The organism is Melghirimyces thermohalophilus (genome assembly GCF_900102685.1).
Taxonomy (GTDB): Bacteria; Bacillota; Bacilli; order Thermoactinomycetales; family DSM-45169; genus Melghirimyces; species Melghirimyces thermohalophilus.
The window spans coordinates 81722-102319 of record NZ_FMZA01000011.1; the positions used below are offsets into that span (position 1 = coordinate 81722).

A 20598-nucleotide genomic window follows, 5' to 3' on the forward strand; every position below is an offset into this window, starting at 1 on the left:
AAAATAAAAGGCTGCTGATAGGCCGGATTAAAAGGCGGCCGTCCAGCCGGCGTCTGCTGTGATCACCGTCCCGTTGATAAAGCTGGCGTCATCGGATGCCAGAAACAGCGCAACCTGTGCGATTTCCTCCGGCTTTCCGATGCGCGGCATGACTGCCTGTCCCAATTGAGTACGGCTCGCACCAAAACGATTGATATCTTTCATGCTGGATACGATGTTTGTTGCCACTCCGCCAGGAGCGATGGCATTGCAACGAATCCCTTTTTCCGCATACATAAACCCGGTATTTTTCGTCAATCCAATCACCGCATGTTTGGATGCTGTATAGGCCGCCCCGGCATGAGCTCCGTTTAAACCCCCGGTGGAGGCGGTATTGATAATGATACCCCGTTGTTTCTTTAAAAAGATGGGCAAGGCTTTCCGAGTGGCACGCATCACCCCTTTGGTATTGATATCGAAAATGAGATCCCACTTCTCATCATCGATATCACCGACAGGCTCCATGCTGTCTGAAATACCGGCATTGTTCACAAGGATATCCAATGTTCCATACTGGTTGACCGCTGTATCAATCATCTTTTCGACCGCTTCCGCCTCAGCCACATTCACGTGGACGGCCTGGGCGGTTCCATCCTGCCCCTCGATTTCCTCTACCACCCGTCTCGCTCCGTCCAGATTGAGGTCGGCGACAACCACCTTGGCACCTTCTTTTGCAAACAACTCAGCGATTGCCTTCCCCATACCAGACGCGGCCCCTGTAACGACAGCCACTTGATCTTGCAGTTTCATCAAGATGCCTCCTGGAATGCCATATATCAAAGTTTACGAGCTAAGCTTATCCGCTACGTATTCGCCGATTTCCGCAATGGACTGGCGCCCCTCCGGTACCTTGGCAGCGAAACCTTGAAAAACATGCCACATCTCTTCCCATCTTTTAAACGTGACATCGACTCCCGCGTCACGTGCCCGTTCCACCAGTCGCACAGAATCATCGAGCAAAATTTCATCCTCTCCAACGTGTACCAGCAGAGGAGGCAACCCTTGCAAATCCCCGTAGATCGGTGAGACGAGCGGATGTCGCGGATCCAAATCCTGAGTATACAAGGTGGAGGTAGCCCGCACAGACTGCGGCTCCAGCCATGGATCCCTGTGCGCGCGGCTCTTCATCGACTCCCCTGTTCCCTCCATATCTGTCCAGGGCGAAAGGAGAACGGCACAGGAGGGCAGCGGTTCTCCTGCCTCTTTTAAGGAAAGCAGCAACGCCATGGAAAGCCCCCCGCCTGCCGAGTCTCCACCGACGACAATCTGTTCAGGGGAAACACCGGTGGAAAGAAGCCATCGATAAGCTGTAACTGCGTCTTCCACCGCAGCCGGATACGGATGTTCCGGAGCCAGCCGGTACTCGATAACCAGTACACGAGTCGCTGTTGCCCGGGAAAGTCGGGCCGCCAATTCTCTGTGGGTCTCACAACTGCCCAGTATGTACGCACCCCCGTGGAGATACAGAAAGACGTGCTCCTCGACAGCATCAGGAGCCACGACCCACTCGGCGGGGATCCCCTCCACGTTCAGCTTCTCGACCTTCACATCTGGATCCAGCGGCACCCCACCCAACATCCGTTCCGCTTCTTTACGCCTCTGTTCAATGGAAGTCTCCTTTCCGGTTTGCGACCGCTCCTTCGCCTTTTGCAAATATTGTCGAACAATCTGACTTTCACGGCTCGCCATGATACCTACCTCCTTGTTTTTTGTAGAACGGTTCATCCGTCTTCAGATTTTTTTGGCCAAAGAACCATCGCAGTGACGGTCATCCATAAAAAAACGGATCCATAAAGTATTCGTTGTAAAAGGCCACCTGGAAGGTCAATAAAGGGCTGAAAAAACGCAAGGATAAGGGCACATGTGGTAATTAGCGCACAAACGAAGGTCCAAAGCGATAATTTTGGCATTTTCTTACGAATCGCAAGCCCAATCATGATCAATGCGGGAATTTGAACCACCATCCCCGGAAGAGAACCAAGGGTATGCCAAAGAAAATTCACATCAGCAGGAACGATCCCAGAAATGGTGTAGCTCAATCCATAGATGACAAACAAAGCGGTGGCAGTTCTGCTTTGTTGATTATCGGGCCAGATTCGGTGTAAAAAAATCGCACCCGTAAAAATGGCAATGCCTGTAAACGTAAAGGTCCAATTCATCAGTAGATGATAGGGTGAACAGATCTCGTAAGTTGCGAGTATATATGTATCTGTGCCGCAAGTGGTCACCCCAAGGTCACTCATTGGCTGTTTAAGAAAATTGTAGGGAGCAGTCGTCGCTCGAATGACCAGGTACTCGATAATAAAATATGCACTTAATGATATCCAAGATATCAAACCAATTTTCAAAGTGATCACACGATGATTTCGTAGCCGCACAACCAAACAAATGATCATAATCGTTAATGCAGACATTAAAAAATAAGTGAAATATGGACTCACTTTTACCTCACATTTTCATCATGGTAAACGAGCGCGATCTTATAAATGAAGTTTCCAACCATAGGATTCCGGCCACCATTTGGACAACCCTCCGCTGCTTTATCAGGATCCAAGTCCTTCTGCATTGATATAAAGCCCCCTGCCCTTTTTGCAGGGGGACACCTCATTTCGATTGCTCCGTCAATCGCTTCACCGTTGCCGCGATGGTTTGGGCGGCTTGCCGCACCTCTTCCTCTGTATTGCCCCGGCCAAAGCTGAACCGGATGGCGGAGCGGAGAATTTCATCCGGCAGGTGCATCGCCTTCAGCACGTGGGAGAGCTCCAAGGTGCCGGAAGTGCAGGCGGAACCGCTGGCACAGGCGATCCCCTCCAGATCCAGATTCATCAACATCACTTCCGTATCCGCCCCAGGAAAACTGAGATTCAGAATGTGGGGAAGATGACGTTCCGGGTGGCCATTGACAGTGAAGGTTACCCCCGCAGATTCCAACTCCTCCAGCATCGCCTGACGACAACGAGAGGTATGTTCCCGGTATTGTTCCCGGTTGCCCATAGCTATCTGGGCCGCTCGACCGAAGCCGACGATTCCGGGAACATTTTCCGTTCCAGCCCGTCGTCTCCGCTCCTGCTGCCCCCCATGAGCTAAGGGGCGGAGCGGTACATCCCGATCCACATAGAGAGCGCCCACTCCTTTAGGGCCGTTAATCTTGTGGCTGGAAATAGTCAAGAGGTCCACCGGCAGACGCTGTACATCCAGGGGCTCCACCCCGAAGGCCTGAACCGCATCTGAATGAAACAGGATCCCCTGTTCCCGGGCGAAGGCCCCGATCTCCTCCACCGGTTGCAACGTACCCACCTCATTGTTTCCGTACATGACGCTGATCAGGGCCGTCCGGTCATCCACCGCTTGACGCAACTCGTTCATGGAGACCAGTCCGGTGGCATCGACCGGGACATAAGTCACCCGAAAACCGATCTCCTCCAGAAACTCACAAGTGTCTAAGACCGCATGATGTTCAATCTGAGTGGTGACCACATGGTCTTTTCCCTGTTCCCGTAAAGCCCGTGCTACACCGATCAGGGCCAGGTTGTCTGCCTCCGTTCCGCCGCTGGTGAAAATCACTTGCCCAGGTGCAGCGTGAAGAGCACCAGCGATTTGATCCCTTGCCCGATCCACGGCGTTCCGGATCTCCCTGCCGAAACCGTGGATGCTGGAGGGGTTTCCAAACTGCTGTTCAAGATACGGCAACATCGCTTCCTTCACCTCGGGATGAACCGGTGTCGTTGCCGCATGATCGAGATAAATGGCCATTTTCCTTCACCTTCAATTTAGATGTAAAACATGTAGGAATCCTGGTCCCCTTCAGTGGAATAACGGTTCAAGTCAGACAGGGTGGTATGATCCAGCACGTCGGTGATCGCGTCGCGAATCCTGCGCCACAGCTCCCGACGTCCCCGATCCTCCTCCTCGTGAAATTCAACGGGGTTGATCGGGCCTTCCAACACCCGGATCACATCCCCGGCTGTAATCTCTTCCGGAGAGCGAGCCAGTTTGTATCCCCCGTGCGCACCTCGCACACTCTTCACCAAACCGGCATTTCGTAGCGGGGCCACCAATTGCTCCAGGTAATGTTCCGATAGGGAATGGCGTTCCGCCACACTTTTCAGGGAAGTGGGCTTATCCCCGTACCTCGCTGCTAAATCCATCATGATGGTGAGGCCGTAACGTCCTTTGGTGGACACCTTCAATCCCAACACCTCTTCCCAGCCACTGTTTTATCATTTTCTCCCAAAATTGTATCGAAAGTTGCATCATCGGTCCAATCGATAAGGAGAAAAGTAACGTTCCCACAAATACCGGGCCGCCGAGAAGCCAACCGGCCGCGAGAACACTCACTTCCAGCAGGACCCGAATCCAGCTGATGGACAGACTCAGCTTGTCCGCCAACACCAGCACCAAAGCATCCCGAGGACCGGCACCTAAGCGGGGAGCGATGTAGAGGCCGTTTCCTACCCCGATCAGCACCAAACCGGACAACAGCGCCAGCCACCGGCCATAAAGGGTTTCCGGTGCAAACAGCCACTCCGATTGCAGAAACCAATCGACGAACAAGCCGACCAAAAGCATATTGAGAACCGCACCAGGCCCGGGCCAGCGACGGGCGATGATGGAAGCCAAGCTGATCACCGCCAAACCGACTAATTGCAGCCACGTTCCCACTGTCAGCGGCGTCACATTGGCCAGCCCCATGTGTAACACATCCCAAGGGGCCAGTCCCAATCGAGCCCGGATCATGAGAGCGATCCCCAACGCCATCACCCACATCCCCGCAAAAAAGGCACCCCAGCGAATCCCAACCGAGCACCAATTGATTTCCCTTTTTCTCAATCGCAACCCTTCTTTGTGATACACTAATGGTTAGTTTATCATAGGCAACCATTTGACGACAGACCGGTCGCAACCTTTGGCCACATGAGGTACAATACACCCCAGAGACTTAGGGAAGAAGGGTGATTATGAACCTATTCGACTTCGGACAGGAACAGGAAAAAGAGAAAAAAGCGCCGCTGGCGGCACGAATGCGGCCCCGTACCCTGGACGAAATGGTCGGACAGTCCCACATCTTGGGACCCGGGAAACTATTGCGCCGATCGATCGAGGCGGATCAGCTTTCCTCGATCATCCTCTATGGTCCTCCGGGAACGGGAAAAACCACCTTGGCCAAAGTGATCGCCAATACGAGTCAGGCCCATTTCGAACAATTAAACGCTGTCACCGCCGGTGTAGGGGATATCCGCCGCCTGACCCAGGAGGCCAAAGAACGCCTAGGAATGTATAGCCAGCGCACCCTGTTGTTTATCGACGAGATCCACCGCTTTAACAAGTCGCAACAGGATGCTCTCCTTCCCTACGTGGAAGACGGGACGATCATTCTGATCGGGGCCACCACGGAAAACCCTTCCTTTGAGGTCAATTCAGCACTCTTATCCCGCTCCCGCATATTCCAGTTGCAGCCGCTTTCAGAAGCAGAATTAAAGGAGCTGGCCGACCGGGCTCTCACTGACGAAGAGCGGGGCCTCGGCCATTATAGGGCCCAGGCCGAGGAGGAAGCGATTCAACATATGGTGCGAGTGGCTAGCGGAGATGCCCGTAATCTCCTCAATGCGCTGGAACTGGCAGTTACCACTACTCCGCCCGGCGAAGACGGCATCCGTCTGATTACGCTGGAGGTGGCGGAGGAGTCCATCCAACAAAAAATGGTCCGCTATGATAAAGGCGGAGACCAGCATTATGACACCATCTCCGCCTTCATTAAAAGCATGCGCGGCTCCGATGCCGATGCCGCCCTCTATTATTTAGCCAAGATGATCCATGCCGGCGAAGACCCCCGCTTTATCGCCCGGCGGGTCTTTATCCACGCTGCTGAAGATGTGGGCATGGCCGATCCTCGCGCTTTAACGATCGCAGCAGCGGCAGCTCAGGCCGTCGAACACATCGGATTGCCGGAGGCTCAGATCCCTCTGGCAGAAGCGGTGATCTACATTGCCACCGCTCCGAAGAGCAATGCCGTCGTCCGGGGCATTAACGAGGCGATGGAGGCCGTGAAAAAAGAATCCCGCGGGGATGTGCCCGCACATCTGCGGGACACCCATTTCCGCGGGGCGAAAGACCAAGGGCGAGGACAAGGTTATCTGTATCCCCACCATTTTCCCCGAGGGTATGTCCAGCAGCAGTACCTCCCCGACGAGCACCGCGGAAAAACCTTTTATCACCCCACGGATATCGGATATGAAAAGAAATTGAAGGAGTTTATCCGCTGGGTGAAAACACCTTCCCAATAACTGATCCCGCCCTGCCGGTGGCGGGATTTTTTAATAGATAGCGATCACCCCAACGTAACGCTTCTAGATCGATTGTAAAGGAGCGGCGCCCAGGCCGCACCGTGCGACTGCACTCCATAGAGCACCCCTCTCACCGCTCACTTCGTGCCCATCTCACCTTCGGGCGACAGCCCATCCATTCCATGGTATCCATGGGTGCATAGTCGTTCTTTCAGTCAACCCATATCCACCTGCCATTAACTCCAGCGTTTCTCGTCCATGCCAGCCTCTCCCGCCATCACGGTTTTCTGCCGTTCAATCCATTCATAAGCTTCATCCCATCCGGTGATCCGGGGAAGACGACCCTCATATTGGCGGTTGTACACCGCATCCATCACCACCGTCGGCACGCCGGCCTCCAGCAGTCGGTCCAGGTGTTTGGGGGCATCTTCAAAAAAGAGGTTGACTCCCAATTGTTTTGCCACCTTCGCCTTATCCTGAGCCCCCATGTAAAGGTTGTCCCCGTCGTAAGGGAATCCGTGCTGGATTAGCCACTCCTCGGTCACCTGGGACACCTTGGGAAGCTCTGGGCGGGCGGTGATAAAGTAGATTTCGTGTCCTTGTTGACGCAGATCTTGCAACACCGAAGCGGCGTTTTCCAGCGGAACCCCCAGGCTGTATATTTTCGCTTCCAACTTGCGCCACAGCTTTCGCCCCTGTTGCGGGGTTAAACCAAAGGCCCGGTCCAGGTGAAATTCCTTTACATCCTCGCAGCGAACCGAGCGGTTCAGCTCATCATTAAAGCAGTGAACGGCCGCCTCCTGCGTCTTTTTGATCGTCCCGTCGATATCCACTCCAATTTTCATCATTTGACAACTCCCATATATCTTCCAGTAAGTCCATACCAACCATTATTATCCCACGCGAGCGGCGCATTATCGGCAATCATCGGCCTGTCCAATATTCCAAATATTGGGACTTCATGTGACAATAAAAAGGAGAGCCCCATTATGCCGTGGCTCCCTCAGTTTTGAACCTGCTCTCGGCAGGTGGGTGCCCTGCACCTGAGTTTACGAGTCCCTAGCGGGGCCTTCGCGCCCACAGGTGACACCGGGCTCCCTTTGTGTTGGTGTTGGCTCAAAACTTTCGGTGGTTCACGTACATCACAGGGCTCTTTTTGTGTTTATATGTTAACACACAGATCCGACCCGATCAAGGGGAAGTGACCTAGAAAACCCTTTTTCTTACTTTTTAGATGGATTTCCTTTTCGCCGTGCAATATGCAGTTCATCCAGTTGGTGCTGGGAGACAGGAGAGGGCGCTCCGGTCATGAGGCAGGTAGCGTTGGCGGTTTTGGGGAAAGCGATCGTTTCACGCAGATTGGTTCTGCCTGCCAACAACATCACCAGCCGGTCGAAACCGAAGGCGATTCCGCCGTGGGGCGGGGCCCCATATTCAAAAGCTTCCATCATGAAGCCAAACTGTTCCTTCGCCTCTTCCATGGTGAAACCGAGGGCGTTAAACATGGCTTCCTGCACCTCCCGGCGGTGGATGCGCTGACTGCCTCCCCCGATCTCAAAGCCATTGAGCACCATGTCATAGGCCATCGCCCGCACCTTGGACGGATCGGTTTTCAACAGCGGAATATCTTCCTCCACCGGGGAGGTGAAGGGATGGTGTTCAGCCACATACCGTCCCTCCTCTTCATCGTAAGAGACGAGGGGGAATTCCGTCACCCAAGCAAATTTGTATACATCCTCGGGAATCAGATCCAACTCTCGAGCCAGGCGTACGCGAAGTTCGCCCAGGATGTGAGCGACCTTCTGAGGCTGGTCGGCCACGAAGAACAGGAGGTCACCGGTATCCGCCTCGGTGGCCTTCAGCACATCGTGCCACTCCTGTTCCGACAAGAATTTGGCCACCGGCCCTTTGGCTCCCTCTTCCTTCAGTGTGACCCAGGCCAACCCCTTGGCTCCCAATTGCTGCGCCGTCTCATTCCATTCATCGATCTCTTTGCGGCTCCAATCGGCTTTCCCTTTCACATTGATCGCCTTCACCTGCCCCCCTTTGGCGATGGCGGAGCTGAATACCTTAAACGAACTCTCCCGCAAGGTTTCGGTCAAGTCTACCAGCTCCATATCGAAGCGAAGATCCGGTTTATCGGAACCGTAGCGCTCCATCGCTTCACGGTAGGGAATACGGCGGAAAGGACGCTCCACTTCCACGCCGATCGTCTCACGGAACAACCCTGCCACCATCTCTTCCATCATGCTGAACAGGGTCTCCGGCGACAGAAAGGAGGCTTCAATGTCGATCTGGGTAAATTCGGGCTGCCGATCCGCCCGGAGATCCTCATCCCGGAAGCACCGGACAATCTGGAAGTAGCGCTCCATTCCCGAGACCATCAACAACTGTTTAAAGATCTGCGGGGATTGGGGCAGTGCGTAAAACTCCCCTTCGTGGACCCGGCTGGGCACCAGATAATCCCGCGCCCCCTCCGGTGTGCTTTTGGTCAGCATCGGTGTCTCCACTTCGATAAAACCCCGTTGGTCGAGATAGTTGCGAACCCATTGCATCGCCTGGTGGCGCAGCATCATGGTTTTCTGCATCACAGGCCGGCGAAGGTCCAGGTAGCGATAGCGAAGACGGGTGGTCTCTTCCACCTCTGTATCGTCGGTCAGATCAAAGGGCGGCGTGTGGGATTCGTTCAGAATCTCCACCTGCTGCGCGAACACCTCAATCTTGCCCGTGCTGATTTTCGGATTGACCGTCTCTTCCGAGCGGTCGACCACTTCACCCCGGACAGCCAGTACATACTGATTGCGAACTTTATCTGCAATTTCCGCCGCCTCTGCGGACACCTCAGGGTTGCAAACCACCTGGACCGTTCCGGAGCGGTCCCTCAGATCCAAAAAGATCAGCCCGCCCAGGTCCCGTCGTTTTTGAACCCACCCGTTCAGCACAACGGTCTCACCGACGTTGGTCTGTCTCAATTCACCGCAAGAATGGCTTTTATAGTTGGACTCCATCTGTTCTCCTCCTCATTTGCTCACATCACGAATGTAATCGACCAGTTTGTCCAGCTGGATCGTCTCCTGATCACCAGTGGCCAGGTTTTTCACCTTGACCCGGTTTTCCGCCAGTTCGTTTTCTCCCAGGATGGCCACGTAGGCTGCTCGAGCACGGTCCGCCGCCTTCATCTGCCCCTTCATCTTACGATCGAGGTAGTCCCGCTCCGCGGAAAGGCCGGCCTCACGCAGTTGCTTCAGCAAGGTAACGCCGTGTTTTTTGGCCTCGGCACCCAGAGTGACCAGGAAACAGTCGACTCCGGTCTGCAAGGGCAGCTCCACCTCCTGCTGTTCCAACGCCATCAACACCCGTTCCAGACCGACAGCAAAGCCGATTCCAGGCGTCTCGGGGCCACCCACCTCTTCCACCAGACCGTTGTAGCGGCCGCCGCCTCCGAGGGAGCCGCCCCCTTTTCCTTCCAACACAAATTCAAAGGCGGTCTGGGTGTAATAATCCAACCCCCGCACCAGCCGGGTGTTTACATGGAAAGGCACTTCCAGGAGCTCCAGAGCCTCTTTCACCGAATCAAAGTGAGGTCCGCAATGATCGCAGAGAAAATCGATCACCTTGGGCGCTCCCTCGGTTATCCGATGACAGCTTTCGTTTTTGCAATCGAGGATCCGCATCGGATTCCGCTCTAACCGGGATTGGCAATCCTTGCAGAGCTCCTCCTTGTGAGGGGTCAGGTATTCGACCAATGCCTCCCGATGGACGGGACGGCAACGGGGACACCCGACGCTGTTCAGCTCCACTTTGACGTCGGCAAGGCCGGTCGCTCGGTAAAAACGATAGCCCAGATCGATGATCTCCGCGTCGACATCGGGTTCTTCGGTGCCGAACACTTCTACACCAAACTGATGAAACTGTCGTTGCCGGCCGGCCTGAGGACGCTCATAGCGAAACATGGGGCCGATGTAGTACAACTTTGTCGGCGGTGTGTCCGCATATAATTTGTTTTCTACGAAAGAGCGGACCACCGAAGCCGTCCCTTCCGGACGGAGGGTCAAACTGCGGCCGCCCCGGTCTTCAAAGGTGTACATCTCCTTTTCCACAATATCTGTCGTCTCACCCACACCCCGCTGAAACAGGGATGTCTGTTCAAAAACAGGAGTTCGAACCTCTGAGAAGTGGTAGCGGCGGCAAAGCTCCTTGGCTTTCTCTTCTACGTACTGCCACTTTTCCACCTCACCGGGCAACAAGTCCTGCGTTCCCCGGGGAATCCGAAATTTCACAGCTTCCGCCTCCTTATCTCCGAGATATAAAAAATCTCCCGCCACTGACCCGGTTGTCAGGGACGAGAGATTGGTTTCGCAAATCTACCCGCGGTGCCACCCTTGATTGGAAAACGGACCATCCGTTATCCCACTTCAAACCGGTATATCGCCCGGTAAACGTCCGGATCTACTGTCCCAGGGGGGAGTTCGCTCCGGAACCTCCAGGTGTCTTTCTCCGGTCCTTCGGCAAGGAGCGCTTGCAGCCTATGACGCTCCCTCTCTAACATGCCCGGTCACCGGATACTTTTCCCTTCATCGGCTTAAGGTATGGCAAAAGCGGTTGTTGAGTCAGAATTCTACGGGATGGATGCCCAAAAGTCAAGGATTTATTTGTGAACGAGTGGAGTCAAGTTTTTGCAGGAGGATCCCCTCATCCATAAAAACTTCACCTGCAAAGTCTGACGATAGCTACTTTCATGTGACGTATTTTACGTTCAGACAGACCCGCCACCTTGCAACGCATGAGCGAAAGGCTTGCTCTATATCCATTTTTTAATCGTTTAGACAAAAGGTTCAGGTTGGATTCTACGCTGCTCCCATCGGATGCATGCCGACGGTGTCCATGCTTTTTCCCGCAACAATTTTGAAAGCAGTCACACTCTCGTAAATCCGCAATCTCTTCTCGCTTTTTGACTGGTTTCAGCCCCCTCTGCATCAGCAATGGTGGGTAGCGAGAGCAGAAGGGCTTCAAAGAGCGCTATTATACGTATAATAAAAACGAAGCGGCATCCCCGTCGGAATGGCAGGAAAATCCGCTTCGTTTCATTTCAATTCCATTTTCTAGCTACGTCTCCATGATAGAGATCGCTGCATAGTGTTTACCACCTTTTTCTCTACATTTCTGCACCTAAGCCCGTATTTGTTCTAACATCCAATTCCTCGAACTTATCGTCAAGATTGTCCGGTTTGGTCACCAAGGCCACAATAATGGAGGTGAGAAAACCGAGCGGAATACTGATAATCCCTGGGTTGGCGAGCGGAAATACTGCATTTTCCCCAAGCACGCTCGGGCCTAATATAACAAGTGTAATAGCAGCGACCATTCCTACAACCATTCCCGCAAGTGCCCCCTTCGTATTAAACCGCTTCCAATAAAGGGACAGCAGGAGAGCAGGTAAGTTGGCGCTGGCAGCTACAGCGAAGGCGAGCGCCACCAAGTAAGCGACATTTTGACCTTTACCGAGGATGCCAATCACAATGGATAGGGCACCAACGATAATGGCTGTGATTCGTGCGACCCGAAATTGCTCCTTTTCAGTCGCCTTACCGCGCTTGACTACATTGGTATATATGTCATGGGCAAAGGCCCCCGATGCCGCAATGACTAATCCGGCTACGACTGCTACGATCGTGGCAAAGGAAACCGCTGCAATCGTCGCCATAAAAATCTCACCGCCAATCGTCCCGGGACCGCCGCCTAAATACAAAGCGAGCAGCGGAGCGGCCATGTTCCCGCCAGCGCCGGACTCCGCAATCTTGTCCGGTCCGACGATGACATTCGCACCATACCCAACGAATGTAATCAACAAATAAAACACACCGATTAATAACATGGCCCAAATGACCGACTTACGAGCCTCCTGTGCTGTCGGCACCGTGTAAAAGCGAATGAGAATGTGCGGCAAACCGGCTGTTCCCAAAATGAGCGCCATCCCGAGTGAAAACAGATCGATCGGGTTTTCATACAGTTGCCCCGGAAGCAAAAATTCAAAGCCGTTTCGGTCAGCAACCATACCGAATAAACTGGAAACGTTAAAGTTAAATAAAAACCCAAGAAAAGCAACCATAATGATAGTCGCAAACATGAGTAACATGGCCTTGATGATTTGTACCCAACTCGTTGCCAGCATTCCGCCGAAGATGACGTACATTAACATGAGTACCCCGATAATCCCCACGGAAACTTCGTACGGAATGCCGACGAGAAGTTGAATAATCGCCCCAGCACCCACCATTTGCGCCACCATATAAAATGTACTGATCACAATCGTGACGATGGCAGCCATCATGCGCACCGGTCTTTGTTTAAGCCGGAAAGAAACGACATCCGCCATCGTAAATTTCCCGGAATTACGCATGGGTTCGGCGACGAGATACAAGACGACAATGTATCCCATTAACCAACCGACAGCGTACATAAATCCGTCATAGCCGCCCAAAGCAACCAAACCGGCGATGCCTAAAAAGGAAGCCGCACTCAAGTAATCACCGGCGATGGCAAAGCCATTCTGCCATCCGGATAACGCACGTCCGGCTGCATAAAACCCTTCCGTTCCTTTCATGCGCTTTGAAGCCCAATATGTCACATACATCGTCAAAGTGACAATGGCGATAAATAAGAGCGTGCCAAAAATATCCACCCCGCTCACAGCTAAGCCCCCTTCCGCCTGCTATATTTCTGTAGCAGTGAATCGGCTTGTCGATCAAAACGATTTGCTTTCGTAACATACACAAATGCGAGAACCCAGACGACAACATAATACGTTAAGCCATACAGGTACCCGAACGTGATATTCCCCAACACAAGCTTTCCCATTAACGATTTGGCGTAGCCAGCTATGAGCGGCAAGGCTAAATAATACAAAATGAACAAAAAAACGATCGGCCAAATAAAACGGTTTTTCGACTTCTTAAATTGCCGAAATTCGTCTGATTTGGCGATCGCCTTATAGTCTACCACGGCAGAGCACCTCCCCTAAGGTTTTTGCAATCGATTACTTAAAATTCAGTATATAATAATACGGAAGTGTTTTGGAGGGTATGAGTGCGAATTGTACAAATTCATGCTTAAATTGCCTCCTTCCGTTCATGAACGGTCAATTCCCATGCTCAATCATGCGAAATAAGCGTTTCCCCGCTGCTCGGCTCACTGGTATTTTGCTTTGTTTCCCATCTTGCAAGGTGAGATTGTAGGCCCCGTTAAACCACGGAGTAATTTCTTGAATATAGTCCAAGTTCACCAGGTAGCCCCGGTGCGAGCGGAAGAAAGGAAAACCGCGCAACTTTTCCTCTAACTCTTGCAACGTCATTTTACAGCGCAACACTTGAGCGGATGTATGAATTTCTAATGTTCGGCGTACCCGCACTGCATAGCAAATCTCTTCAGGAGCGAGTACGATTGATTTTTTACCATCGTTCACTAACACTTTTGCCGTCCGGGGTTTAGCAACTGTTGCAGCAGCGGCTGCGGAGGCTCTAGAGAATGCGCCCGATTCAGCGTGTGCAACCTTCCCAGTCTCCTCCTGGGTCACCGAATGGGATAACCACCGGCGCACGCGATCAATCGCCACTTTAAACCGCTCCTCATCGTATGGCTTTAGAAGGTAATCCACTGCCTCCAATTCAAACGCCTCCACCGCATAGTCATCAAACGCCGTTGTAAACACAATAAGAGGAACCGGCGACGACGCACCGCTCGCTTGGCGCATTTTTTTCGCCGCCTCAACACCAGATAGGGCTGGCATTTGAATGTCAAGAAAGATAACGTCGGGCCGATATTGTTCCAGCAGTTGAAGCAGCTGCTCACCTGTTTCCGCACTTGGACATAAAACGATATCCTCCTCCTGTTGAAGTAAGTAAGCGAGCTCCTCGCGGGCTAAACGCTCATCCTCCGCAATCATCGCGTGAATCCTCATTGAACCCGCCTCCCATTTTGTTTCACCTATTTCCAATGGCAAACCACCTCTTGGCCGAAAAGAGCGTGCATAATCAGGGATGCTCTGCTGTTGAACGATCCCATGCCAACGTCACAATGAGCACAGCTTCCACAGCAAAGGACGTTGCGCTAAGCCACTTGCGCGCAACATCGGTCCATTTTTCCAAAGCCATCGGTGTAACGTTTGACAGCAATGAAGGGGCGAATGACATCATTCATGCCATAAGGTGAAGAGGAACCATGCTAGGCAAGCCCTCGTCATTCAGTCGAATGTCCATCATGATGGGCACCGCTTATTTTGTGTTGTACGGAATGCTAAATGCCACTTCGCTGCCACCCGTGGGTAAATTGAGAACGTGCAAGCGAGCCTCCTCCCCGAGCAATCTGATCAAACGCTGGTTGACATTGTACAGACCGGTGCCGCCGCCGCGCTTTCTGACAAAGGGCAAATACCCCACTTGTTCCAGCGTTTCCGGTGAAAAGCCGCAGCCGTTATCACGCACCGCGATGCGGACAGTTTGTTTTAATTTCGAAATGTCAATCACAATACGTCCACCGTTCGTACAGTGCTGCAGCCCATGCTGAATGCTATTTTCTACTAAAGGTTGAATGGTTGCCGGCGGAATGGGCGTCTTCCCAACCCCTTCTACCAAAGGAAAATCAATCGACAATCGTCCGGAATATCGGGTGCGGACAATTTCTAAATACGCATTTAAATGATCGAGTTCCTTTTCTAAATCAACGAGTGAGGCCGACGCTAAGCGGAGGTTATAACGCATATAATTCCCAAGTTGTACGGTGATGTGCCGGGCTTTATTCGTATCCGTCCGAATGAGCGTCGCAATCAGGTGGAGTGTGTTAAACAAAAAATGCGGGTTAATTTGCGCTTGTAAGTTGCGCAGCTCTGCATCCCGAATTAAGGTTTGCATTTGTTCGGCGGCGACCGCATTTAATTGATTAGAGATGAGCTCCCCCAAGCCTCGCGCTAAAACAATCTCTACCGATCGAATATGCTGAGCTTTACGAAAATACAACTTGATGAGACCCGTCGTTTCATTCGTTTCCTTAATAGGGACAATGATCGCAGCGAGCAACGGACAATTTGGGTGCTGACACTGAATCTCCTCTTGTGAATAAGCAACCTGCACCTGACCCGTCCGGATCGCTTGCAGTGACAGATGCGTCAACATTTGGTCGCCCCGCCGGTGGTGATCATCTCCTTTGCCGATGTGCGCCAACACTTCAAAGCGATTCGTCACGGAGACCGCTGCTACTTCCAGTCGATTGTACAGCAAGCGTGCAATGCCTTCTGCCATCTTAAGCGACGATTGTTGTTTTAAATAAGGCAGCGCCTCCTCCGCAATCGTCAAAGCCCGGCTCGTTTCCAGAGCTGCCTCTTTCTCCTGTTCACGTAAAGCGCTGCTGATCATCGCCGTAAAAACAGCAATTGCCACACTATTCGAAATCACCATCGGTAGACCGATCCTATCGACTAATGACACCATCATTTCGGAACCCGGCACAAATACTAAAAGCAATCCCATTTTCAAAATCGGTGGAAAAATACCGATGAAGAGCGCCTTCATCGGTGCAATCACACGCTCCTGCGAAAAAAAACGGGCAGTAAAACCGGCTAACAACCCAGTAAGCGGATTTACTAAACTGTTGGATACGTGTCCCAGCCCTCCTAAGGTATAAACGAACACACCAGAGATAACTCCAGCGCCCAAACCGACGTAAGGCCCTCCTAACAGGCCCGCAATAACAATTGCAACGAGGCTCGAACTAACCAACATTTCATCCTCACCGACAGACAGCACCCATAACCGATTGACAATCGATTCCTCATCGACGACCACCCCAGCGACTGTCCCGGCAATACCGAATAAGCCAAAGACGATGGCATGCATCACGGTCGTTTTCGCATCCATTTCCCGATCCAAGAGTGAACGAAACCCCGGGATACGTGTGAGGATAAAAGCCAGCAAGAGCAACAGCCCCAACCGTTCAAACAAGATCATCGTCAAGAATCCCACCGACGACTCCCCCTCGCTTGAATGCCCGTCTGAGCTTTCACGAACACTTGCATATATAAATCTTCGTCTGCCTCCTTGCGCGTCAGCAGCGTGCCGAGAATAGCCCCTAAAAACCCGATGGGAATGGCGATGAGGCCAGGATTGTACAGGGGGAACAAGGCTCCTCTGGAAATCCATCCGCTTTTCGGATCCATAATATGGGGGCCAAACAAAACGAGCACGAATGAAGCAACAAAGCCAACCGTCATCCCGACCATAACACCGGCAGCATTAAAGCGCTTCCAGTAAAGCGTGAACAGGAGGACCGGCAAGTTGCTGGAAGCCGCCACCACGAATGTTAATGAAACGAGAAAAGCCACATTGATGTTCTCCAATCCAAGCGAGAATAACGTCGCTAAAACACCGATCCCCGCAGCCGTCCATTTCGCTACACGCAATTGCTCTCCTTCGGTAGCAGATCCTCGCTTCACAAGATGGTTATATACATCATGCGCCAAAGAAGTCGTCGCAGAGATAACGAGGCCGGTTACGACCGCGACGATCGTAGCAAAGGCGATCGCGGAAATAAACGCCAACAAAAAGTCACCGCCCAGTACTTGCGCCAGAAGTGGAGCAGCCAAGTTTCCCGTCGAGTCGACGGACACCAGCCTAGACCAACCCACCAAGGCGACCGTGCCCAATCCTAAAATGAGCGTCATCACATAGAATAAGCCGATGATCCAACTGGCTGTAATGACAGAGCGCCGCACTTCCAACGCGTTTCCTACAGTAAAAAAACGGATAAGAATATGGGGTAATCCCGCTGTCCCGAAAATTAATGCCATATTTAACGAAAGAATTTCTACAGGATTTGCGAACAAATTCCCTGGCAAGAAGAATTGCTCGCCCAAGGGTGTCCCCTTTTTTACAAATTCGAGTAAATGCATAACTTGCCATTCAAACCGTGCCAAAACAATGAGTGACAGGAGGAACGTCCCTGACATGAGCAACACGGTTTTCACGATTTGGACCCACGAAGTGGCCGTCATGCCTCCATATACGACGTATACGGTCATCAAGCTGCCGATCACTAAAACGGAAATGGAATAGTCTATCCCGAGTAACAAACGCAATAAGAGACCTGAAGCGACTAACTGCGGAATCATATAAAGAATCGATATCGTGAACGCGCTAATCGCCATTGTCAAGCGGATCTTTCGATCAGGAAATCGGGCCGCGATCACATCACCGAGTGAATACGTGCCCAAGTGATGGACAGGCTCCGCAATGACAAAAAGCATGACGACATATGACACTAGAAAACCGATCGAATATAGAAAGCCATCATAGCCGCCCAGAGCAATCGCACCCGCGATACCCAAAAACGAGGCTGCACTAATATAGTCGCCGGCGATCGCCATCCCGTTCTGGAACCCTGTCAAACTTTGCGCCGCTGTATAAAATTGGTACGTCGTCTGCTCACGTCTCGCTACCCCATGCGTCGTCTTCTGCTCGCGTCTCGCTGCCCAATGCGTAATAATTAACGTACAACCGACGATACAGAGAAAAAACAAAAAATAAGTGAGATTCATCATTTACCCCTTGACTTTCATTTGTCGCACAAGCTGGTCAAACTGTTTTGCTTTATTCCAGTACCGCCACCCTAAAACCCACGTCATCGCAAACTGGGAAAAGGCATACAGCCATCCCCAAGGCATTCCGATAACCGGTGCTAACCGTGACATCGGGCCGGGGTAAAACCATAAAGAAAGCGGCAAACAAAAATAAAATAGCACTAATAGTGTCAGGCAGGGAATGATAAATCGCTTCTTCATCCGCATTAAATGGGAAAAGGTCTCCGAATGAAATAAAGTGCGGGCTTCCCTGTCTAAGTGCATGCCGTTCCCCCTTCCTTTTCTCCGTCTTACTATCATTCATACCACGGATGACCGATCACAGCAAGAAGTGTACAGAATTTTCCGTTTTTAAGTAACTGCGCCATCTTTTGTCCGGCTTTCATCCGTTGACCGGCGCGCACCGTGACACCACCATTGGATTAGCTAACCTTTCCAACGGACTTCATCCTGTTCAAGAGATCAGCTTGTCAAAATGACCAACAATTGCTGTGTTCTAAAACAAATGCTACACAAAGGAGTCCAAAAATAATTTTTGTTGTACCACAGGGGTTTACTTTTCATAAACTGTTATAGTATAATGTGATCATCTCATCGGGAGGGATTCCAATGCATACCAAGCCTCAACAACAGGAGACGTGCCCTGTCTGTGGAAACCTGATCGACAACGGTCGGGAAACCGTGTTGAATGAATGCTGCTCTGGCCAATGGATTAAGCGGCAAATCGACAGCTGCTACGCCTAAAACACCGAATATTGCCACACTCACTCCTTTTCTTGTACTGATCTTCCATTGTTCCACCCCGATTTTGGGGTCTTTTTTATTTTTGTTTTATAACAGCTTTAATCAGCTTATAATCCCCCGAGGCGGGGGTGTGATCAAATGAGCGATCGGTAGTCGGCATAGGAACGGATGATGGGAACCCCTTTCGGTGTCGGCCACGGAAGATATTTCAGGGAATGGGCGGTATTGAAGAGGGCCACCTGTTCTCCTGCTCTGATTTCTCCCTGCTCATGAAGGCGCAGCAATCCCGCCCATACCGCAGAGCCCTCCGGCGAAGCGGAGATCCCTTCCCGCCCCATCTGTCCGGCAGCTTTCTCCATCTCTTCGGCAGTGACAGCCACCGCTGTTCCGCCGGTTTCCCGTATAATCGACAGAATCAGGTTACCCGCCGGCGGATTGGGCACCCGAACCCCGGTCGGTTTGGATGTCGTGTTGTCCCCGGCGGGGGTGAGCCGGTCCGCTTTTGTGCGCACCGCATCGACGACAGGGGTACATCCCGTCTCCTGTACCGCGACAAAACGGGGCAAGTCCCCCTCCGCCCAGCCCAGCTGTTTTAATTCCAACAACGCTTTCCAGATTCCGATCAAACCGGAGCCGCCACCCGTGGGATAAACCACCACATCAGGCATCTTCCAACCCAATTGTTCCGCCAGCTCCAAACCCATCGTCTTTTTCCCTTCCACTCGACCTGGTTCCTTCGCCGTCCCCAGGTCTCTCCAACCCATCTCCCCTTTCCCATCCTCGACCACTTGGCCGGCATGATGAATTAAGCCATCCACCAGGTACGCATGGGCTCCGTACGCCACCGATTCTTCCACGATCATCCCGGGACAATCCCGGGGAACGAACACAAAGGCTTGCAGCCCGGCTCGAGCGGCATAAGCCGCCAAGGCCGAGGCGGCGTTGCCATTGGAATTGACCGCCACTTTCGACGCAGGTGTCTCTCTGACCAGTGAGAGAGCCACGGAAAAACCCCGGGCCTTGAAACTGCCCGTCGGGTTTTGATCTTCCCGCTTTACCCACAACCGTCCTAACCCCAACTTCTTTTCCCACCGTGACATACGAATGAGCGGAGTCCACCCTTCGCCCAAGGATACGATGGCATTCGTATCGCTCACAGGCAACAGTTCATGGTAGCGCCACAAAGTGGAGGGTCTCTTGCGCCATACGTCCCGACTGCTTTCCTTTTTCAGATGTTCCAGGTCATATTGAACCAACAGAGCACCGCCACAATCACACATTCCTCCGTCATAACGAAAGGGGAATGAAGAGCGGCAATCGGTGCACACCAGCCAACGCTTCTTCAAATTCTCACCCTCCTACACTTGGCTGCGTCTGCGAAGCCTCCGGTATTCTTGCTGAATCGACTCCGATATCGATGCCATACTCGGGACAACTGGGGGACCCCTTGGCCATCGCTTTAGCCGTTTCGATGGCAAAGTGCTTCAAACGTCTTTTTACCTCCTCTGCGTTGCTCGGGTCCAAACCGAGATGTCGACGCAGCAGAATGTGAATGGAAGCCGGGCGTCCGTCTCGGTGACGGTTGGTGACCATTTTCGAAGGAGCACCCACTTTACGGACGATCCACTTGCCTTTAAGGGTTGCACATGAACCCGGATATCAAAGGGGACGGCCGTCCGATGTCTTACTGTCGATCCCCCGCCGAATCATATGACTGCGGTATTCTACGGAAGACCCGAGCGCGCGGTGCACGTCTTCCAAATTCAGATATATCTTACACCGCTTATCACTATGGACTTGAAATGTCTTCTCCTCTGCTGAAATGCGATAGCCCCCCCCGCCCCTGTCCTCCACTGTCCGGTTTAACATAGACAAAGGAATACCGGGTTAAAATCCTTCAGATCT

At 52.3% G+C, this 20598-nt stretch carries 19 protein-coding genes and 1 other RNA gene; 2 read left to right on the top strand and 18 right to left on the bottom strand.

Translation table 11 applies throughout. The features are described 5' to 3' along the window. Nucleotides 1–27 precede the first annotated feature (27 nt). The 6 genes from BLP91_RS09790 to BLP91_RS09815 all read right to left on the bottom strand — a co-directional run bounded on the left by BLP91_RS09790 (nucleotide 28) and on the right by BLP91_RS09815 (nucleotide 4869). A complete protein-coding gene (locus BLP91_RS09790; RefSeq protein ID WP_091570247.1) occupies nucleotides 28–789 on the bottom strand; it encodes an SDR family oxidoreductase in 762 nt (253 codons plus the stop codon). 33 nt (nucleotides 790–822) lie between these two features. Next, complete coding sequence (locus BLP91_RS09795) at nucleotides 823–1728, bottom strand: alpha/beta hydrolase (protein ID WP_091570250.1); 906 nt, start codon at nucleotides 1726–1728, stop codon at nucleotides 823–825. 32 nt (nucleotides 1729–1760) lie between these two features. After that, nucleotides 1761–2480, bottom strand: a complete 720-nt coding sequence (locus BLP91_RS09800) for a DUF998 domain-containing protein (protein WP_245662223.1) — start codon at nucleotides 2478–2480, stop codon at nucleotides 1761–1763. Between the two features lie 163 nt (nucleotides 2481–2643). After that, nucleotides 2644–3792, bottom strand: a complete 1149-nt coding sequence (locus BLP91_RS09805) for a cysteine desulfurase family protein (protein ID WP_091570252.1) — start codon at nucleotides 3790–3792, stop codon at nucleotides 2644–2646. Nucleotides 3793–3809: 17 nt separating this feature from the next. After that, a complete protein-coding gene (gene cymR / locus BLP91_RS09810; protein ID WP_091570255.1) occupies nucleotides 3810–4229 on the bottom strand; it encodes a cysteine metabolism transcriptional regulator CymR in 420 nt (139 codons plus the stop codon). Further along, complete coding sequence (locus BLP91_RS09815; protein WP_245662224.1) at nucleotides 4159–4869, bottom strand: YczE/YyaS/YitT family protein; 711 nt, start codon at nucleotides 4867–4869, stop codon at nucleotides 4159–4161. The genes cymR and BLP91_RS09815 overlap by 71 nt, the downstream gene beginning before the upstream one ends. A 128-nt stretch (nucleotides 4870–4997) precedes the next feature. Here BLP91_RS09815 and BLP91_RS09820 point away from each other — a divergent pair, with 128 nt between their 5' ends. Beyond that, a complete protein-coding gene (locus tag BLP91_RS09820) occupies nucleotides 4998–6323 on the top strand; it encodes an AAA family ATPase (RefSeq protein ID WP_176757926.1) in 1326 nt (441 codons plus the stop codon). Between the two features lie 236 nt (nucleotides 6324–6559). Here BLP91_RS09820 and BLP91_RS09825 read toward each other — a convergent pair whose 3' ends face one another. The 10 genes from BLP91_RS09825 to BLP91_RS17540 all read right to left on the bottom strand — a co-directional run bounded on the left by BLP91_RS09825 (nucleotide 6560) and on the right by BLP91_RS17540 (nucleotide 18249). Further along, the gene (locus tag BLP91_RS09825; protein WP_176757927.1) at nucleotides 6560–7168 is read right to left on the bottom strand and encodes a 5' nucleotidase, NT5C type; all 609 of its coding nucleotides are present in this window, start codon (nucleotides 7166–7168) and stop codon (nucleotides 6560–6562) included. A 132-nt stretch (nucleotides 7169–7300) separates the two neighbouring features. Continuing rightward, nucleotides 7301–7477, bottom strand: a non-coding RNA gene (gene ssrS, locus BLP91_RS09830) — 6S RNA. 69 nt (nucleotides 7478–7546) lie between these two features. After that, nucleotides 7547–9331: an aspartate--tRNA ligase gene (gene aspS / locus BLP91_RS09835; RefSeq protein ID WP_091570261.1), complete on the bottom strand. Its 1785-nt coding sequence runs from the start codon at nucleotides 9329–9331 to the stop codon at nucleotides 7547–7549. A 12-nt stretch (nucleotides 9332–9343) separates the two neighbouring features. Further along, nucleotides 9344–10603: a histidine--tRNA ligase gene (hisS, locus tag BLP91_RS09840; RefSeq protein ID WP_091570264.1), complete on the bottom strand. Its 1260-nt coding sequence runs from the start codon at nucleotides 10601–10603 to the stop codon at nucleotides 9344–9346. 875 nt (nucleotides 10604–11478) lie between these two features. Beyond that, nucleotides 11479–12957, bottom strand: a complete 1479-nt coding sequence (locus BLP91_RS09845; RefSeq protein ID WP_091570329.1) for a solute symporter family protein — start codon at nucleotides 12955–12957, stop codon at nucleotides 11479–11481. A 59-nt stretch (nucleotides 12958–13016) separates the two neighbouring features. Further along, nucleotides 13017–13325, bottom strand: coding sequence for a DUF485 domain-containing protein (locus tag BLP91_RS09850; protein WP_091570266.1), 309 nt, complete (start codon nucleotides 13323–13325; stop codon nucleotides 13017–13019). Nucleotides 13326–13461: 136 nt separating this feature from the next. Beyond that, nucleotides 13462–14280 carry a LytR/AlgR family response regulator transcription factor gene (locus tag BLP91_RS09855; RefSeq protein WP_091570270.1) on the bottom strand — a complete coding sequence of 273 codons (819 nt, stop codon included), beginning with the start codon at nucleotides 14278–14280 and terminating at the stop codon, nucleotides 13462–13464. A gap of 313 nt (nucleotides 14281–14593) precedes the next feature. Beyond that, a complete protein-coding gene (locus tag BLP91_RS09860) occupies nucleotides 14594–16336 on the bottom strand; it encodes a LytS/YhcK type 5TM receptor domain-containing protein (protein WP_091570273.1) in 1743 nt (580 codons plus the stop codon). After that, a complete protein-coding gene (locus BLP91_RS09865; protein WP_091570276.1) occupies nucleotides 16324–17907 on the bottom strand; it encodes a solute symporter family protein in 1584 nt (527 codons plus the stop codon). The genes BLP91_RS09860 and BLP91_RS09865 overlap by 13 nt, the downstream gene beginning before the upstream one ends. A gap of 3 nt (nucleotides 17908–17910) precedes the next feature. Beyond that, nucleotides 17911–18249: a DUF485 domain-containing protein gene (locus BLP91_RS17540; protein WP_091570278.1), complete on the bottom strand. Its 339-nt coding sequence runs from the start codon at nucleotides 18247–18249 to the stop codon at nucleotides 17911–17913. Nucleotides 18250–18558: 309 nt separating this feature from the next. On the opposite strand from BLP91_RS17540, the gene BLP91_RS17280 reads away from it, so the two are divergent. Further along, a complete protein-coding gene (locus tag BLP91_RS17280; RefSeq protein WP_281220537.1) occupies nucleotides 18559–18693 on the top strand; it encodes a hypothetical protein in 135 nt (44 codons plus the stop codon). A gap of 134 nt (nucleotides 18694–18827) precedes the next feature. On the opposite strand, the gene BLP91_RS09875 is transcribed toward BLP91_RS17280, so the two are convergent. Continuing rightward, nucleotides 18828–20039 carry a threonine synthase gene (locus tag BLP91_RS09875; protein ID WP_091570281.1) on the bottom strand — a complete coding sequence of 404 codons (1212 nt, stop codon included), beginning with the start codon at nucleotides 20037–20039 and terminating at the stop codon, nucleotides 18828–18830. A 4-nt stretch (nucleotides 20040–20043) separates the two neighbouring features. Beyond that, complete coding sequence (locus BLP91_RS16390) at nucleotides 20044–20304, bottom strand: YheC/YheD family protein (protein ID WP_342670288.1); 261 nt, start codon at nucleotides 20302–20304, stop codon at nucleotides 20044–20046. Nucleotides 20305–20598: the final 294 nt, after the last annotated feature.

Excerpts from the sequence above, each read along its gene's own strand:
- BLP91_RS09790 (WP_091570247.1), bottom strand. The coding sequence starts at position 789 with ATGAAACTGCAAGATCAAGTGGCTGTCGTTACAGGGGCCGCGTCTGGT.
- BLP91_RS09795 (WP_091570250.1), bottom strand. The coding sequence starts at position 1,728 with ATGGCGAGCCGTGAAAGTCAGATTGTTCGACAATATTTGCAAAAGGCG.
- BLP91_RS09805 (WP_091570252.1), bottom strand. The coding sequence starts at position 3,792 with ATGGCCATTTATCTCGATCATGCGGCAACGACACCGGTTCATCCCGAG.
- BLP91_RS09820 (WP_176757926.1), top strand. The coding sequence starts at position 4,998 with ATGAACCTATTCGACTTCGGACAGGAACAGGAAAAAGAGAAAAAAGCG.
- BLP91_RS09825 (WP_176757927.1), bottom strand. The coding sequence starts at position 7,168 with ATGAAAATTGGAGTGGATATCGACGGGACGATCAAAAAGACGCAGGAG.
- aspS (WP_091570261.1), bottom strand. The coding sequence starts at position 9,331 with ATGGAGTCCAACTATAAAAGCCATTCTTGCGGTGAATTGAGACAGACC.
- BLP91_RS09845 (WP_091570329.1), bottom strand. The coding sequence starts at position 12,957 with ATGTATGTGACATATTGGGCTTCAAAGCGCATGAAAGGAACGGAAGGG.
- BLP91_RS09855 (WP_091570270.1), bottom strand. The coding sequence starts at position 14,280 with ATGAGGATTCACGCGATGATTGCGGAGGATGAGCGTTTAGCCCGCGAG.
- BLP91_RS09865 (WP_091570276.1), bottom strand. The coding sequence starts at position 17,907 with ATGAATCTCACTTATTTTTTGTTTTTTCTCTGTATCGTCGGTTGTACG.
- BLP91_RS17540 (WP_091570278.1), bottom strand. The coding sequence starts at position 18,249 with ATGATAGTAAGACGGAGAAAAGGAAGGGGGAACGGCATGCACTTAGAC.
- BLP91_RS17280 (WP_281220537.1), top strand. The coding sequence starts at position 18,559 with ATGCATACCAAGCCTCAACAACAGGAGACGTGCCCTGTCTGTGGAAAC.